We start from the raw sequence: 13,957 nt of genomic DNA, 5'->3' as shown, positions 1-13,957 counted from the left end.
GTTCCTCGATCAGATGCTGAAGCCGCCGCCGCAGACCAGGGTCTGCGCACTGACGTAATCGGATTCCGGAATGCAGAACAGGTACACCGCGCCCGCGGCCTCGGACGGGGTGCCGGCGCGGCCCAGTGGAATCATCTGCTCCATGGCGGCCAGCAGGCCCGGGTTCACGCCGACCTTGATCTCCTTGCCCTGCACGTCGATGGTGCCGTCGCCGCCGGCGGGCGTCTCGGTGAGCCGGGTCTTGATCATGCCGAACGCCACGCTGTTCACGGTGACGTTGTAGCGGCCCCACTCCTTGGCGATGGCCTTGGTCAGGCCGATGATGCCGGCCTTGCCGGACGAGTAGTTCGCCTGTCCCGCATTGCCTCCCGTGCCGGCGAGGCTGGAGATATTGACGACCTTGCGGCACGGGATCGGCTCCCCGGCCTCCTTGGCCTTCTTCACCTGCGCGGAGATCACCGGCTGGGCGGCGCGCAGGATCCGGAACGGGGCCTTGAGGTGCACGTCGAGAATCGCGTCCCACTGTTCGTCGGTCATCTTCTGGATCACCGAATCCCAGGTGTACCCGGCATTGTTGATGATGATGTCCAGCCCGCCGAAGCTGTCCACGGCGGTCCGCACGAAGCGCTCGGCGAACCCGTCCTCGGTGACGCTGCCGGTGCAGGCGACGGCCTGACCACCGGCGGCCTCGATCGTGGCGACCGTATCCTTCGCGGGCTCGGCGTCCATATCGTTCACCACGACCTTCGCGCCCTCGCTCGCGAGTTTCAGCGCGATCTCGCGGCCGATGCCGCGACCGGAGCCGGACACAATGGCGACCTTGCCATCGAGAGTTCCCATGTGTGACAAATCCTTTCAGAGTGCGACGACGGCGTCGCCGAGCAGAGTGACGGTGCCGTCGGCCAGGGTGACGGCGAGTTCGAGGGTGACGCGGCGCTCGCCGTCCACCTCGTCGATGGCGGTGACCCGGCCTGTCGCGGTGGGCCGCGCCAGCACCGGGGTGATGGCGGCGAACCGCACCCGATAGCTCCGAATCGCCTGCGGGCCCACCCAATCGGTGAGCAGGCGACCCAGATAGGCCATGGACAGCATGCCGTGGGCGAAGACATCGTCCAGCCCCGCCGAGCGGGCGAAATCGAGGTCGATATGAATCGGGTTGTGATCGCCCGACGCACCGGCGAACAGTGCGAGGGTGGTCCGGCTGATCGGGCCGATCGACAGGGGCGGCAGTGCCGTTCCGACCTCGACGGCGTCGATACTCGTCATTGTCCGACCTCCGGATTGCGCACGACGATAACGGATTTCAGCTCGGCGATGAGTTCGCCGTCCGCACGGGTGATCGTCGAGGTCTTCTCGATGAACTCCAGCGCGCCGCCCTTCTTGCTGTACACATTGCCGATGGTCGGGGTGGAGGTGAGCTCGTCACCGGCCACCGCGGTCGAGTGATAGACGAACGACTGCTCGCCGTGCAGCACCCGGCGCAGGTCGACGCCCATCTCGGCCAGCCAGCCGAACGAATCCGGATTGTCGAACTCGATGCCGAACAGGAAGGTCGGCGGCACCGGCAGATTCGTGAAACCCGCCGCCTTCGCCGCGTCGAGATCGGTGAAGACCGGGTTGGTCTCACCGATGGTCTGCGCGAAGAAGCGCAGGCGACCGGCATCCACGGTCATGCTGCTCGGCGGCAGTTTCCTGCCGATCACGCTCTGGTCCACGGGCATCGGTCAGCTCACCTTCTCGTACAGGGTCACCACGGCAGCGCCGCCGATACCGATGTTGTGCTGCAGCGCGACCTTCGGCTCACCCGCCACCTGACGGCCCTCGGCCTGCCCGCGCAGCTGCCAGACCAGTTCGGCGCATTGCGCCAAACCCGTTGCGCCCAAGGGATGCCCCTTGGACAGCAGCCCGCCCGACGGGTTGGTGACGACCCGGCCGCCGTAGGTGTTGTCACCGTCTTCGACGAACTTCTCGGCCGTCCCCTCCGCGGTGAGCCCGATCGCCTCGTAGGTGAGGAGTTCGTTGGTGGTGAAGCAGTCGTGCAGCTCGACCACGCGAATGTCGGTGGGCGACACCCCGGATGCCTCGTAGACCTGTTGTGCCGCAGCCTTCGACATGTCGTAGCCGACGATCTTCGTCATATCGTTCTCGGCGAACGTGGACGGGAAGTCGGTCGTCATGGCCTGCGCGCGAATGATCACCGAGGCGTCGATGCCGTTGGCCTTGGCGAACTTCTCGCTGACCAGTACCGCGGCGGCCGCGCCGCAGGTGGGCGGGCAGCATTGCAGGCGGGTGAGCGCGCCGTAGATATGCGGGGAGGCCAGCACCTCCTCGACCGTGAGCGGGTCCCGGAACACCGCATACGGGTTGTTCGCCGCATGCTTACGCGATTTGACCGAGATCTTCGCGAAGGTTTCGGGCGAGGTGCCGTAGCGCTCCGCGTACTGCCGGCCCGCCCCGCCGAACATCTGTGCGGCGAAGGGAGATTCGTCGCGCTGCTGGATCTTGTCCATTACCTCGTCGAACCGCACGAACGGGGTCGGGCGGTCGGTGTAGGCCATGGTCAGTGCGCCGCGCTGCATCTGCTCGAACCCGACGGCGAGCACCACGTCCGCGGCGCCGGACTCGACCGCCTGGCGGGCCAGGTACAGGGCCGATGATCCGGTCGAGCAGTTGTTGTTGACGTTGAAGACCGGGATCCCGGTCTGGCCGAGGCCGTAGACGACGGCTTGCCCGCAGGTCGAGTCGCCGTACACATAGCCGGCGTAGGCCTGCTGGATCTTCGAGTATTCGAGGCCGGCGTCGGTCAGCGCGGCGCGCGCTGCCCGGGTGCCCATGACGTCGTAGGTTTCGCTTCGGCTCGGCGTGGTGAATGGAATCATCCCGACACCGGCAACTATGGCGTGTGCAGCCATATCGTTCCCATCATCATTGACTAACGCTGATTCACTTAGTGAACACCAAGGGATGGATTTCAGGCAAGGATCGAGATTGACCTACCGAACACTAGGTGGGTTCGGTTAGCCTTGCGGCCCATGTGGACACGCTCGCTGGGAATGGTCGCGATGGCAGCGGCGCTCACGCTGACCGGCGGAACAGCCCACGCCGATGCGGCGCCGGGCAACCTGCCCACCGGAGATATCGAGAGAACCTACTTCCAGCAGGGGCCGTCAGCGGTGATCAGGCAGCAGGGCTGCTGCGATACCGGGGGCGACAAGTACGACCTCTGGTATCCGGCCGATCTCGGCAAGGACGGTGTCCGGCATCCGATCATCGCCTGGGGCGACGGCACCTGGGCGCATCCCGGGCAGTACGACTATCTGCTCTCGCATCTGGCGTCATGGGGCTTCGTCGTGATCGCGGCCGACAACACCAATGTGGGCTCCGGGCGCGAGCTGCTCGACGGCGTCGACTATCTCACGCGGCAGAATGCGGATCCGGGCAGTCCCTTCCACAATGCACTCGACACCGATTCCATTGGCGCGATGGGTCATTCGCAAGGCGCGTCCGGTGCGCTCAACGCCCTGGCGCGTTCGGGTGGACGGATCAAGACGGCGGTCACCATCGAGCTCGTCGGTCAGCTGATCTGCTCGGCGATTCCACTCGCCACACAACTCCGAGCCCCGGAGGACTGCGCCGACCCGCGCACGCTCACGTCCGGCTCGGTCTTCTATCTCAATGGCTCGGCGGATCCGATTGCACAATCCGCCCAGCCGATTTCACCGCAGGTCGCCGGTCTGCAATCCGCCCAGGCTTATTACGACGCCACGCCGGATTCGGTGATCAAGGCCCGGGCGAGCCTCAATGGCACCAGCCATAACGACATTCAAGGCCAACCGGCTTGCGATGCCGGGCAGAACGATTGCGTGAATGGCGTGTACGGATTCCTCGGCTACCCCACCGCCTGGTTCGTGGATCAGCTGAGCCACGATCAGCGTGCCCACGCCGCGTTCGTCTCCGGGAGCGGGGAACTGTTCTCGGAGAACACCAACTGGAGCAATCAGCAGTCGAACATCACGCGGTGATCCTGGCGCACGGCGTACTGCTGTTGGCCTGGCGCGCACCGCCGGCCGGATGCGGCCGTGGCCGGGCGCGCGGGCGGCAATGATCGCCCCGTGCAGGACAATGAGTTTCATGCGGACTATGTGATCGTCGGCGCGGGCACGGCCGGGCCGGTGCTGGCGCGACGGTTGCTCGATCGCACCGATGCGACAGTGCTCGTACTGGAGGCGGGCGGACCGGCTACCAACCCGGCGATCCACGACCCGATGCGGATGCACGAGCTATGGCATTCGGCCGAGGATTGGGACTATCACACTGTCGCACAACGGAATGCGGCCGGACGCCGGCTGCATGTGCCACGCGGCCGGGTGCTCGGCGGGTCACACGCACTCAACGCCACCATCTACGTGCGCGGGAATCCGGCCGATTACGACGGCTGGGCCGAGCTCGGCAATACCGGATGGTCCTGGCGCGACGTCGAGCCGCTGTTCCAGCGCATCGAGCGATACGACCGCGCAGGCTCGGAAAACAGCGGAATACTCGACATACTCAGCAAATACGATCCCGATCCGGTGCAGCAGGCCATTCTGTCGGCCGCACACGAGTCCGGAATCCCCGGCAACCCGGATTACAACAGCCGCGTGCAAGACGGGGCGTCGGCGGTCCACCTCACCATCCGCGACGGCCTCCGGATCACCACGGCGAACGCCTATCTCGGTCCGGTCGCCGGCCATCCGCGGCTGACCGTGCGGACCGGCGTGGAGGTTCATCGATTGGACATCCACCACGGCCGGGCGCGCGGAGTGACCGGGGTGATCGATGGCCGCCCATTCCGGGCGTCGGCCGAGGCCGAGGTGGTGCTGGCGGCCGGCGCCATCGGTACGCCCGCACTACTGCTGCGGTCCGGTATCGGACCCGCGGATGAACTGCGAGCCATCGGCATTCGTCCGATCGCCGACCTGCGGGGCGTCGGGCGCGAGCTGCACGATCACTGGCTGGTCCCGGTGATCTACTCGGCACGCCGGCAAATCACCCACACACCCGGACTGCCGCACGCGCAGACGCAGATCTTCTGGCGCAGCGAACCCGGCCTGCCCACGCCCGACTTGCAGCCATTGCACTTCAGCGTGCCATTGTACGAATCGTGGATGTCCGGTCCCGCCAATGGTTTCTCGCTCATGGCAGGACTGATCCGTCCCGTGAGCACGGGCCGCATCACCCTGGCCGGCGCGGAAGGCCCGCCGCTGATCGACCCGAACGTGCTCGCCGAACCCGCGGATCTCCACCGACTCGCAGCGGCCGTACAGCTGTGCCGCCAGGTGGGAAGCGCTCCCGCACTGCGAGATTGGGGAGCAATCGAACTGTATCCAGGCCCGGACATCCACGATGACGCATCGTTGCACGGCTACATCCGGCACACGGTCGTCACCTACCACCACGCCTCCGGGACCTGCCGAATGGGAGTCGATGCCGGAGCGGTGGTCGACCCGGCATTGCGGGTCCGCGCGATCGAGGCGCTACGAGTCGTGGATGCCTCGATAATGCCACGCATCCCCACCGGAAACACCAATGCCCCAACCATTCTCATCGCGGAACGAGCCGCAGACCTGATGGCCCCGGAGTAGTCCCGTTACCCCTGAGTTGCCTTGGGCATCAGGAGATCTTGCGGCGGTAGGTGATCATGGCGAAGACGTACGCGACGATGAGGATGCCGATACACCAGGCCAGGGCGATCCAGATGCCGGTACCGAGGGGCTGCTGCGTGAACAGGGACTCGGCTACGCCGAGATTGCTCGCAGGCTGGCACGATCGACCTCTACGATCAGCCGCGAGGTCGGCCGTAACGGCGGCCGGGCGGGCTACGTTCCGGACAAGGCTCATCGATCGACGAAACGACGTGCGCACCAACGCAAACCAGGTACGGAACCTTCGGTGCTCGCACCGCGCCGCTTGGAAACCGTTCGCGCGGTCGAAGATCGGATGGCCGCGACCCTGATCGGTACCGGACTGCCCCGCATGTCGGCGAGAGTGCTTGCCGCCCTGCTCACCACCGACGACACCGGGATGAGTGCGGCAGAGCTGGGGCGACAGCTGCGAGTGAGCTCGGCGTCGGTTTCCAAATCGGTCGGCTATCTCGAAGGAGAAGGGGTGATCCGCCGGGAGCGGATCCCCCAGCGACGAGTCGAACGCTACGTCGTCGACCCCGACGCATGGTTCCAGGCGATCCTCGCCAGTGCCCAGCGAAACCATCAACTCGCCGACAGCGCTCGCCGGGGATCCGACCTCCTCGGCCGCACCACACCGGCCGGCGCCCGTCTCCACGCACTGAGCCGATTCCACCAGCAACTCACCAACGACATCATCGAGCGGGCTCGGCACTGGCGGCCGGTATTGACCGAACTACTCCCGGAGGCATCGGCTCCTCGTATGTGAGTGTCCCGGTGGGCTCGACACGTAGCGGGAGCCGGCCCGCGGATCGCTAGGGTGCCATGGCCGCGCGGACGGCGGCGGTGTCGGTGAACTGTTCGAAGCGCTGGACTTTGCTGTTTTCCAGACGCCAGACGTGGACGAATCTGGCGGTCATCTTGGTGGCGGTGGCGCGGTAGACGCCGGAGTAGGTGCCTATGCCGATCACGATGCCGTCACCTGCGCCTACTACCTCGTCGACGGTGGCCGTGTAGCCGTCCCATTCGGCGGCCAATCGGCCGAAGACATTGTCCCGCACGGCTTCCGGTCCGATGTAGGTGCCCGCGTAGGGGAAGCCGGCCATCTCGGTCCAGGCCACGTCGGTGGCGAGGGGGGCCAGCATGCCGACCAGGTCCCCGCGGTCGGAGGCGAGATAGTGCGCCCGAATGACTTCGAGGTCACTGTTATTGCTCACGGATCATCCTTTGCGATCGAGTCGGTTAGGTCGGCTGGCCGTCGTCGGGATACTGCACGCGGCCCAGGGCGGTGATATGGGCGCCGCCGGGCGCATTCCGTACCGCGCCGTCGTCGGCGAGGCCGAAGAAGCGGCCGGTGGAGCGCATCGCGTCCAGGTTGTAGAGCCAGGTGGCGGCGACGGGGATCAGGAATTCGCGGAAAGTGAAGATGTACAGGTTCGGTGCGAGTTTCCAGGTGGTGGCCAGGTCTACATCGCCGTGGCCGCGTTGCTCGCCGATGAGGCATTGCCAGCAATAGCGTTCCGAGCTCAGATATACATGCTCGTAGAGGTGGTTCGGGCTGTAGCGGTACACGGCGCGCCAGCCGATCAGGTCGCGGGTCGGGCCCGGGACTTCGCCGCTCGGACGACCCACGCCGCCGATATCGATTGTGCCCGGGAAGAATTCCTGCGAGACCCGTGGTACGCCCGGGGTGGGCTCGGCGGCAATAGTCGAGACGACGGTGATGGTGCGCGCTGTCGGGAGGTGGACCGCGGTCACCTCCGAGACGCGCGGGCGGTCGGCGAAGGTGCGGGCGAGGAAGTACACGCCGTCCGCGACCTCGACCGCCTCGTACCAGTCTGTGCCGGAGGCGGATCCGCTGGTCCAGTCGACCCGGTCGGCGGTGCGGAACCGTAGATCGGTGGGTGCGCCGCCGGATCGTTCCAGCAGCCAGCGCTGTCCGATGAGCCCGTCGGTGGCGGGCAGCCGGTTGGTGTCGATGCCGGCCGCGAAATCGTCCAGGGCCTTCCATTCCGCGGGGACCGCGGCATTCGTGTTCATTCGATGTCCTCGAAGGCGAGTGTCGGGAGGTCGACGGCGGCGGCGCCGCAGTCGGCGACCACCACCGATCCGGTCATGGCCGCGGAATCGTCCGACAGCAGGAAGGCGACGATCCCGGCGATCTCCTCCGGCTCGGCGGGCCGCCCCAACGGCGTGTCCTTGGTGGCCAGCGCGTAGGCGTCGGCCCGGTCGAATCCGCGCGCGGCGGCGAGCACGTCCATCTGCTCGTCGGCCATGGCGGTGCGAACCCAGCCGGGGCACAAGGCATTCACGCGTACGCCGTATTTGCCGTAGTCGCGGGCCAGGGACCGGGTGAGGCCGATCAGCGCATGTTTGGTCGTGACGTAGCCGGCCACCGCCGGTCCGGCGAACAGACCGGCCAGCGAGGACACCACGACCACCGATCCCCCGCGCACGCGCAGACTCGGCAGGGCCTCGCGCACGGTCACGAACGCACTGGTCAAGTTGCTGTCCAGGCTCTGCCGCCAGGCGTCGTCGCCGGTGTCGGAGACCGTTCCGAGCCCGTGACCACCCGCACCGGTCACCACCATGTCCAGCCGTCCGAACGAATCGATCGCCTGGGCGACCATGCGGCGCACGGCTTCCGGGTCGGCCGCGTCGCCCGCGACGGCGCGCGCTTCCTCACCCAATTCCTCGGCCAGCGCCTGCAGCGGTTCGGCTCGGCGGCCGCACAGTACGACGGCGGATCCCTCGGCGACCAGTCGTCGCGCGGCGGCCGCGCCGATACCCGTGCCGCCCCCGGTGATCAGAGCTACTCGGCCCGCGAGCCGTTTCGTCATATCCACGCGTGCACCGTAGGCCCGCCGGCACGGCGAAACCGGCCGGTGGCGGCGGTCGGGGTCGGGCCGGACAAGGACTGTGCACGCACGGACAAGTGCTCGCGCCCTCCGGTGCCGGAAGCTGATCGGACACCTTGGACGAACAGGAATTCCCGTGACAGCCAACGACATCGAACGGGCCGGCGCGTCGGCCCGGCAACCCCCTCCGACGTCCGGCGGCGCCCGACTCACCCTGGCCCTGCGGCGGATCAACCCGGCAGTCCGGCGGCTGACCCAGGCCGAATCCAATAGCGCGCTGCTGGCGACGATCGCCCTGGTCATTCTGATCGGCGTACTGCACCGGGACTTCTTCAGCCCCGGGCAGATCCGGGACATGCTGCAGAGTTCGGTGTACGTCGGACTGCTCGCGGCGGGCATGTCCTTCCTGCTGGCCATGCGTGAGATCGATCTGTCGGTCGGCGCCATGTTCGGGCTGACGCTGATCACCTCGGCGGTGCTGATCCGCAATGGCATGAATCCGTGGCTGGCGGTCGGCGCGGGAATAGTGCTGGGCGCGTTCCTGGGACTGATCAACGCACTCGTGGTGCAGTTCATCGCGATTCCGGCGATCGTGGCGACGCTGGCCACCATGCAGGTGTTCCGAGGACTGGCCGTGGCGTGGAGCAATGGCCAGCAGGTCAGCGGATTGCCCTTGCACAGTTCGTTTTTCACGGTGGTCGGCGGGAACTTCCTCGGGCTGCCGGTCAGCGTATGGATCCTGATCGCGGTGACGGTGCTGCTGACCGCGGTCCTGCGGTTGACACCGTTCGGATTCCGGGTTCGATCCATCGGATCCAATCCGGAGGCCGCGACGTTTTCCGGCATCTCCCAGCCGTGGACGCGGATGCGGGTCATGGTGTGCGTGGGCGCGCTGTGCGGGCTGGCCGGCGCACTCGGGCTGGCGTTCTTCGGTTCCGGCGACCCGAATGTCGGCACCGGCTTCGAATTGCAGGCCATCGCGGCGGCCGTCATCGGCGGCACTCCGCTGCGCGGCGGTAGTGCGACCGTGGTCGGTGCGGTGGTGGGCGCCGTACTGCTGAGTGTGGTCTCCAGTGGCCTGGTCTATTTCGATATTCCGGTGAACTGGAGTTCCTTCGCCAGCGGTCTCGTGGTGCTGGTGGCGGTGGCCATCGACAGTCTGCTGCGCAGCAGGCGGCGGGCACGCAATGCCCGATTCGGCCTGTAGGGGAACGGATTCCGATGAACATGCTGGAAGCCAGTGGGATCGGCAAGACCTACGGCGGCGTGGTGGCGCTGCGCGATGCGCGGCTCAGCGTGCGCGCCGGGTCGGTGCATGCGCTGCTCGGGGAGAACGGCGCGGGCAAGTCGACCCTGATCAAGGTGATCACGGGTGCGGTGGCGCCGGATCGGGGCGCCCTGCTGCTGGAGGGGCGGGCGGTGTCGTTCAACTCCACGGCGCGAGCGGCCGCGCAGGGCGTCGCGGTGGTCTCCCAGGAGTTGAATCTGTTTCCCGATCTGGATGTGCTGGCCAACCTGTACACCATGCGGGAGCCGACGCGGGGACCGTTCCTGAATCGCACCGCCATGGCCGCGGCGGCCCGGCCGGTGCTCGCGGAGCTCGGCGTGGAAGTCGATCTGCGACAGCCGCTGAGCAGTCTCTCGCTGGCGCAGCGGCAGTTGATCGAGATCGCGAAGGCCCTGCTCACGCAGCCCCGCGTGCTCATCCTTGATGAGCCGACCTCGGCGCTGGACGAGGCCGGAAGTCGGCGGCTGCTCGATATTCTGCGATCCCTGCGCGAGCGCCGGGTGGCGGTCGTCTTCGTCTCGCACATCCTCGAAGAGGTGATGGCGCTGTGCGATGAGATCAGCGTGCTGCGCGACGGGAGCACCGTGCTGAACGGCATCCCGCGCGCCGAGCTGGGTATCGCGCAGGTGGTCGAGGCCATGCTCGGCGACCGCGCGGACCCCGCACCGCCCGCGGTCTCCGAAACCATTGCCGCACCGTCGAATACCGAGGCGAGTGTGACATTGGAGCTCAGCGAGGTCGAGGTTCCGGATCGGCTGCACAGCGTGAGCCTCACGGCCACGCCCGGCGAGGTGATCGGCATAGCCGGGCTGGCCGGTTCGGGGCATACCGCGATCCTGGAAGTGATTGCCGGACTTCGCACGCCGAGTGCCGGATGGGTCACATTGCCCGGCGGGCGGGCGGCGCCGCGCTCGCTGCGGGCGGCGATCGATGCGGGCGTGGCGCTGGTGTCCGGGGATCGCCGCAGGCTCGGGCTGATGCTCGACAAGCCGTTGTGGGAGAACCTGGCCCAGGTGAGTGCGGTGGCGCTCGGGCGCGAGGGTCCGATACTGCGGCCGGGCCGAATGCGGGAACGAGCACGGGAGCTGGTGACGCGGTTGCGAATTCGCGCCGAGAGCGTCGATACCGTCGCGGGGTTGCTGTCCGGCGGGAATCAGCAGAAGGCGGTGCTCGCCAAATGGCTTGCCTCCGAGCCGACCGTGCTGTTGCTCGACGATCCCACCCGCGGGGTCGATGTGGGCGGTAAGGAGGAGATCCACGCACTGTTGCGGGCGGTCTCCGGGACGGCGATCGTCCTGCTGTGCTCCACCGATCTGGATGAGCTCGCGGCACTGTGCGATCGGGTGCTGGTGCTGTATCGGGGCCGAGTGTGCGCCACGCTCTCCGGGGATCGGATCGATCAGCACGCACTGCTGCGGGCGATGAATACGGGCAGCGAATAGGGGCAGCCATCGCACGAAACATCCGATGTCAGCTACGAAATCATATATGATGAGTGCCGTTCGACACCCGTGCCTCAGTATCGAGGAGCGACACAATGTCAACGGCAATTCCGTGTCTGCCATCGACAATTCAGCCGGCGGACCGCTTCGAAGCCTTCCGCGAATCGGTCTCCAATACCTTTGTGCCACTACAGGTGGAGCGAGTCACCGCGCAGCCCTTCGACGGCTGGCTGCGCAGCGTCGACCTCGGCGCCCTGAAGGTGACCGGGGTCGGCGCCACCCCGCACCGGGTACGGCGCACCCCGACCCTCATCGCCCGCTCGGATCCCGAGTACTACAAGCTCGGCGTGCAACTGCAAGGCCGTTGCACCCTCTCCCAAGCGGGACGCGAAACCTGCTTGACAGCAGGCGATTCCGCCATCTACGACACCAGCCGCCCGTACACCATGACCTTCGACGGGCCGTACCGGCAACTGGTGGTCATGTTCCCGCGCCCCCTGCTCTGCCTCCCGGACGACCGCATCCGGGCCATCACCGCGCGGCGGGTGCCCGGCGATCAGGGCCTGGGCGCGCTGCTCCACGTGCTGGTTCGCGAAATCGCCTACCGCCTCGACGAATTGACCGAGCGAACCGATATCCGGCTCGCCGACACCATCGTGAACCTGGTGGCCACGGTCTACGCCGAACAACTCGACGGCGGCACCCCGGGCCACGCGGCCGGCCGTAAACCGCTGATGTCGAAGGTGGTGTCCTACATCGAACGCCATCTCGACGCGGCGGAGCTGACCCCCAAGCGCATTGCCGACGAGAACCACATCTCCACCCGGTACCTGCACAAGCTGTTCCACGAGGAATCGGCCACGGTCACCAGCTGGATCCGCACCCGCCGGCTCGAACACTGCCGGCGCGAGCTGCGCGATCCGGCCCGGCGGGACCGGTCCATCGGTGTGATCGCCGCGCATTGGGGTTTCGCCGATCCCGCCAATTTCAGCCGGGTCTTCCGCAATGCCTACGGCATCAGCCCGCGCGAATACCGCGCCGCCACCGATGATTACTCGGCCGAAAAGACCTCGCGTCCTTGAAAGTATGTCGCGAGCACCCGGGTCTCGTGGATCTCGGTGACGTCGATCTCGAACAGATTCCGGTCCAGCACCACGAAATCCGCGTGCTTGCCGAGCTCGATGCTGCCGGCCACGCCGCCCAGTCCCATGGCGGTGGCGGGCGCCAGGGTGAACGCCCGCAACGCCTGCGGAAGCGACAGCCCCTGATCGGGATTCAACGCACGGCCCGCACGGTTACCCGGTGCGCGGCGGGTGATCATCGTTTCCAGGCCGGTCCACGGGTCCAGTGTCGGCAGTGCACAGGGCCAATCGGAACCGGCCGCCACTTCGGCTCCGCCGCGGAGCAGGTCGGCCAGTGGCCAGGCGGCGTCCTGATAGCCCGGGGGCAGCTGTTTTCCATTGCTGTCCTGCATGATGCCGGGATACCAGATGAATGGTGAGGCATCGGCCACCACGCCCAGATCGGCGAATCGCGCGATATCGGACGGGTGCACGTGCTCGGTGTGCGCGATCTGGAAACGCGGCCCACTGCCGTACCGGTAGCGCAGTACGGCGATGGCGTCCAGCGCCCGCCGGACGGCCGCGTCGCCGGTGGCGTGAATCTTCGCGCCCCGACCGGCCGTGACCGCGTGCTCCAGGGTCTCGACGAGTTCCGCAGGGGTGTAGAGGCATTCGCCGCTGTGGTGCGCACAGCCGGTGGACGGGTACGGGGTGAGCAGTGCCGAGGTCCGGGCCATCGGGACGCCGTCGAGCACCACCTTCACGAAATCCGGACGCACCAGCGGTGAGCGGTAGCCCTCCGACGCGGCGATCAATTCGGCTCCGGCGGTGCCGGATTCGAGGAACTCTCGCATCGGGGTGGAGGTGACGACCCGCAGGGTCAGATCACCGTCGCGTTCCAGCCGCGCCAGCGCCCGCAGGGCCGGTTCCATGGTGGCCGCCTCCTGCACCGCGGTGATGCCGGATCGATTGCACAGCGCGGCTGCGGAGCGCAGCGAAATCCGGTCTCGTTCGGCGGGATCGGCGACACTTCGAGCGAATGCGGCTTCCGCGTGCCGGGAGGCCTGTTCCCGCAGGACACCCGTCGCCCGGCCTGCCGCGTCGCGGACGTAGGAACCGCCGGCGGGATCCGGCGTCCGCGGCCCGACTCCGATGGCGGCCAGCGTCGCCGAACTCACCCACCGGTTGTGCATGGAGTCATCGCGCAGCAGTACCGGCCGCCCACCGGCGGCGGCGTCCAGCCGGGCCAATGCGTGCGGCGTGGCGATATCGTCCATGACCGTACTGCCGACGATGCCGCCGACCACCCACTCCCCCGGCGGGAGTTGCCCGGAGCGCACCGCGACCGCCGCGTAAATGTCCTCCGCGGTATGGTCCGGCCCCAGCAGCAGCTCCCAAGCCTGTTGCGCGCCACCGATTCCCAGATGGATGTGCACATCGCAGAGGCCGGGCAGGATCATCCGGCCGCCCGCGTCGACGACCCGGGTGCCCGGACCGATCCGGACCGGCGCGCCCGCGGCGCCGCCGACGGCGCGGAAGCAGCCGTGGGCCACGGTGAAGCCTTCGGCCCACGGCTGTTTCGGATCACCGGTGTACACCCCGGCATTGCGGACGACGAGGTCGGCGACGGACATTGTTCGGTTCC

At 67.4% G+C, this 13,957-nt stretch carries 15 protein-coding genes; 6 read left to right on the top strand and 9 right to left on the bottom strand.

The genetic code is table 11. The features are described from left to right. Positions 1–9 precede the first annotated feature (9 nt). From ACIP5Y_RS37555 to ACIP5Y_RS37540, 4 genes are read right to left on the bottom strand one after another with little or no spacing between them, the layout of a single operon-like run. Complete coding sequence (locus ACIP5Y_RS37555) at positions 10–840, bottom strand: SDR family NAD(P)-dependent oxidoreductase (protein WP_400357264.1); 831 nt, start codon at positions 838–840, stop codon at positions 10–12. A gap of 15 nt (positions 841–855) precedes the next feature. Next, positions 856–1,266 carry a MaoC family dehydratase gene (locus ACIP5Y_RS37550; RefSeq protein ID WP_400357262.1) on the bottom strand — a complete coding sequence of 137 codons (411 nt, stop codon included), beginning with the start codon at positions 1,264–1,266 and terminating at the stop codon, positions 856–858. Continuing rightward, positions 1,263–1,721, bottom strand: a complete 459-nt coding sequence (locus tag ACIP5Y_RS37545; protein ID WP_400357261.1) for a MaoC family dehydratase N-terminal domain-containing protein — start codon at positions 1,719–1,721, stop codon at positions 1,263–1,265. The genes ACIP5Y_RS37550 and ACIP5Y_RS37545 overlap by 4 nt, the downstream gene beginning before the upstream one ends. Positions 1,722–1,724: 3 nt before the next feature. Further along, positions 1,725–2,912: a lipid-transfer protein gene (locus ACIP5Y_RS37540; protein ID WP_400357259.1), complete on the bottom strand. Its 1,188-nt coding sequence runs from the start codon at positions 2,910–2,912 to the stop codon at positions 1,725–1,727. 120 nt (positions 2,913–3,032) lie between these two features. On the opposite strand from ACIP5Y_RS37540, the gene ACIP5Y_RS37535 reads away from it, so the two are divergent. Continuing rightward, the gene (locus tag ACIP5Y_RS37535) at positions 3,033–4,022 is read left to right on the top strand and encodes a hypothetical protein (protein WP_400357257.1); all 990 of its coding nucleotides are present in this window, start codon (positions 3,033–3,035) and stop codon (positions 4,020–4,022) included. Positions 4,023–4,112: 90 nt separating this feature from the next. Then, positions 4,113–5,624 carry a GMC family oxidoreductase gene (locus ACIP5Y_RS37530; protein WP_400357256.1) on the top strand — a complete coding sequence of 504 codons (1,512 nt, stop codon included), beginning with the start codon at positions 4,113–4,115 and terminating at the stop codon, positions 5,622–5,624. Between the two features lie 28 nt (positions 5,625–5,652). Here ACIP5Y_RS37530 and ACIP5Y_RS37525 read toward each other — a convergent pair whose 3' ends face one another. Further along, on the bottom strand, positions 5,653–5,880 hold the full coding sequence (locus ACIP5Y_RS37525) for a hypothetical protein (protein WP_400358091.1): 228 nt from the start codon (positions 5,878–5,880) through the stop codon (positions 5,653–5,655). On the opposite strand from ACIP5Y_RS37525, the gene ACIP5Y_RS37520 reads away from it, so the two are divergent. Beyond that, the gene (locus ACIP5Y_RS37520; RefSeq protein ID WP_400358050.1) at positions 5,788–6,432 is read left to right on the top strand and encodes a MarR family transcriptional regulator; all 645 of its coding nucleotides are present in this window, start codon (positions 5,788–5,790) and stop codon (positions 6,430–6,432) included. The genes ACIP5Y_RS37525 and ACIP5Y_RS37520 overlap by 93 nt on opposite strands. Before the next feature lie 46 nt (positions 6,433–6,478). Here ACIP5Y_RS37520 and ACIP5Y_RS37515 read toward each other — a convergent pair whose 3' ends face one another. The 3 genes from ACIP5Y_RS37515 to ACIP5Y_RS37505 are packed head-to-tail and all read right to left on the bottom strand — an operon-like array spanning position 6,479 to position 8,503. Beyond that, entirely contained in the window at positions 6,479–6,880 is a 402-nt protein-coding gene (locus ACIP5Y_RS37515; RefSeq protein ID WP_400357254.1) for a nuclear transport factor 2 family protein, read from the bottom strand. A gap of 25 nt (positions 6,881–6,905) precedes the next feature. Then, positions 6,906–7,703 (bottom strand): molybdenum cofactor biosynthesis F family protein, encoded by a 798-nt coding sequence (locus tag ACIP5Y_RS37510; protein WP_400357252.1) that lies wholly within the window; start codon positions 7,701–7,703, stop codon positions 6,906–6,908. After that, entirely contained in the window at positions 7,700–8,503 is an 804-nt protein-coding gene (locus ACIP5Y_RS37505) for an SDR family NAD(P)-dependent oxidoreductase (protein ID WP_400358048.1), read from the bottom strand. Before ACIP5Y_RS37505 ends, ACIP5Y_RS37510 begins: the two co-directional genes overlap by 4 nt. A 154-nt stretch (positions 8,504–8,657) precedes the next feature. Between ACIP5Y_RS37505 and ACIP5Y_RS37500 the strand changes: the two genes are divergently transcribed. From ACIP5Y_RS37500 to ACIP5Y_RS37490, 3 genes are all read left to right on the top strand, one after another. Beyond that, positions 8,658–9,728, top strand: a complete 1,071-nt coding sequence (locus ACIP5Y_RS37500) for an ABC transporter permease (RefSeq protein ID WP_400357250.1) — start codon at positions 8,658–8,660, stop codon at positions 9,726–9,728. Positions 9,729–9,742: 14 nt separating this feature from the next. Continuing rightward, the gene (locus ACIP5Y_RS37495; protein WP_400357248.1) at positions 9,743–11,251 is read left to right on the top strand and encodes a sugar ABC transporter ATP-binding protein; all 1,509 of its coding nucleotides are present in this window, start codon (positions 9,743–9,745) and stop codon (positions 11,249–11,251) included. Positions 11,252–11,346: 95 nt separating this feature from the next. Continuing rightward, the gene (locus ACIP5Y_RS37490; RefSeq protein ID WP_400357246.1) at positions 11,347–12,333 is read left to right on the top strand and encodes a helix-turn-helix domain-containing protein; all 987 of its coding nucleotides are present in this window, start codon (positions 11,347–11,349) and stop codon (positions 12,331–12,333) included. On the opposite strand, the gene ACIP5Y_RS37485 is transcribed toward ACIP5Y_RS37490, so the two are convergent. After that, positions 12,303–13,946 carry an amidohydrolase gene (locus tag ACIP5Y_RS37485; protein ID WP_400357244.1) on the bottom strand — a complete coding sequence of 548 codons (1,644 nt, stop codon included), beginning with the start codon at positions 13,944–13,946 and terminating at the stop codon, positions 12,303–12,305. The genes ACIP5Y_RS37490 and ACIP5Y_RS37485 overlap by 31 nt on opposite strands. Between the last annotated feature and the right edge of the window lie 11 nt (positions 13,947–13,957).

Source organism: Nocardia sp. NPDC088792 (assembly GCF_044750615.1).
Taxonomy (GTDB): Bacteria; Actinomycetota; Actinomycetes; order Mycobacteriales; family Mycobacteriaceae; genus Nocardia.
This window is presented reverse-complemented; position numbering and strand designations above follow the sequence as displayed.

Coding starts and splice junctions, on each gene's coding strand:
- ACIP5Y_RS37545 (WP_400357261.1), bottom strand. CDS start 1,721: ATGCCCGTGGACCAGAGCGTGATCGGCAGGAAACTGCCGCCGAGCAGC.
- ACIP5Y_RS37555 (WP_400357264.1), bottom strand. CDS start 840: ATGGGAACTCTCGATGGCAAGGTCGCCATTGTGTCCGGCTCCGGTCGC.
- ACIP5Y_RS37540 (WP_400357259.1), bottom strand. CDS start 2,912: ATGGCTGCACACGCCATAGTTGCCGGTGTCGGGATGATTCCATTCACC.
- ACIP5Y_RS37535 (WP_400357257.1), top strand. CDS start 3,033: ATGTGGACACGCTCGCTGGGAATGGTCGCGATGGCAGCGGCGCTCACG.
- ACIP5Y_RS37550 (WP_400357262.1), bottom strand. CDS start 1,266: ATGACGAGTATCGACGCCGTCGAGGTCGGAACGGCACTGCCGCCCCTG.
- ACIP5Y_RS37510 (WP_400357252.1), bottom strand. CDS start 7,703: ATGAACACGAATGCCGCGGTCCCCGCGGAATGGAAGGCCCTGGACGAT.
- ACIP5Y_RS37505 (WP_400358048.1), bottom strand. CDS start 8,503: ATGACGAAACGGCTCGCGGGCCGAGTAGCTCTGATCACCGGGGGCGGC.
- ACIP5Y_RS37525 (WP_400358091.1), bottom strand. CDS start 5,880: ATGAGCCTTGTCCGGAACGTAGCCCGCCCGGCCGCCGTTACGGCCGAC.
- ACIP5Y_RS37490 (WP_400357246.1), top strand. CDS start 11,347: ATGTCAACGGCAATTCCGTGTCTGCCATCGACAATTCAGCCGGCGGAC.
- ACIP5Y_RS37495 (WP_400357248.1), top strand. CDS start 9,743: ATGAACATGCTGGAAGCCAGTGGGATCGGCAAGACCTACGGCGGCGTG.
- ACIP5Y_RS37485 (WP_400357244.1), bottom strand. CDS start 13,946: ATGTCCGTCGCCGACCTCGTCGTCCGCAATGCCGGGGTGTACACCGGT.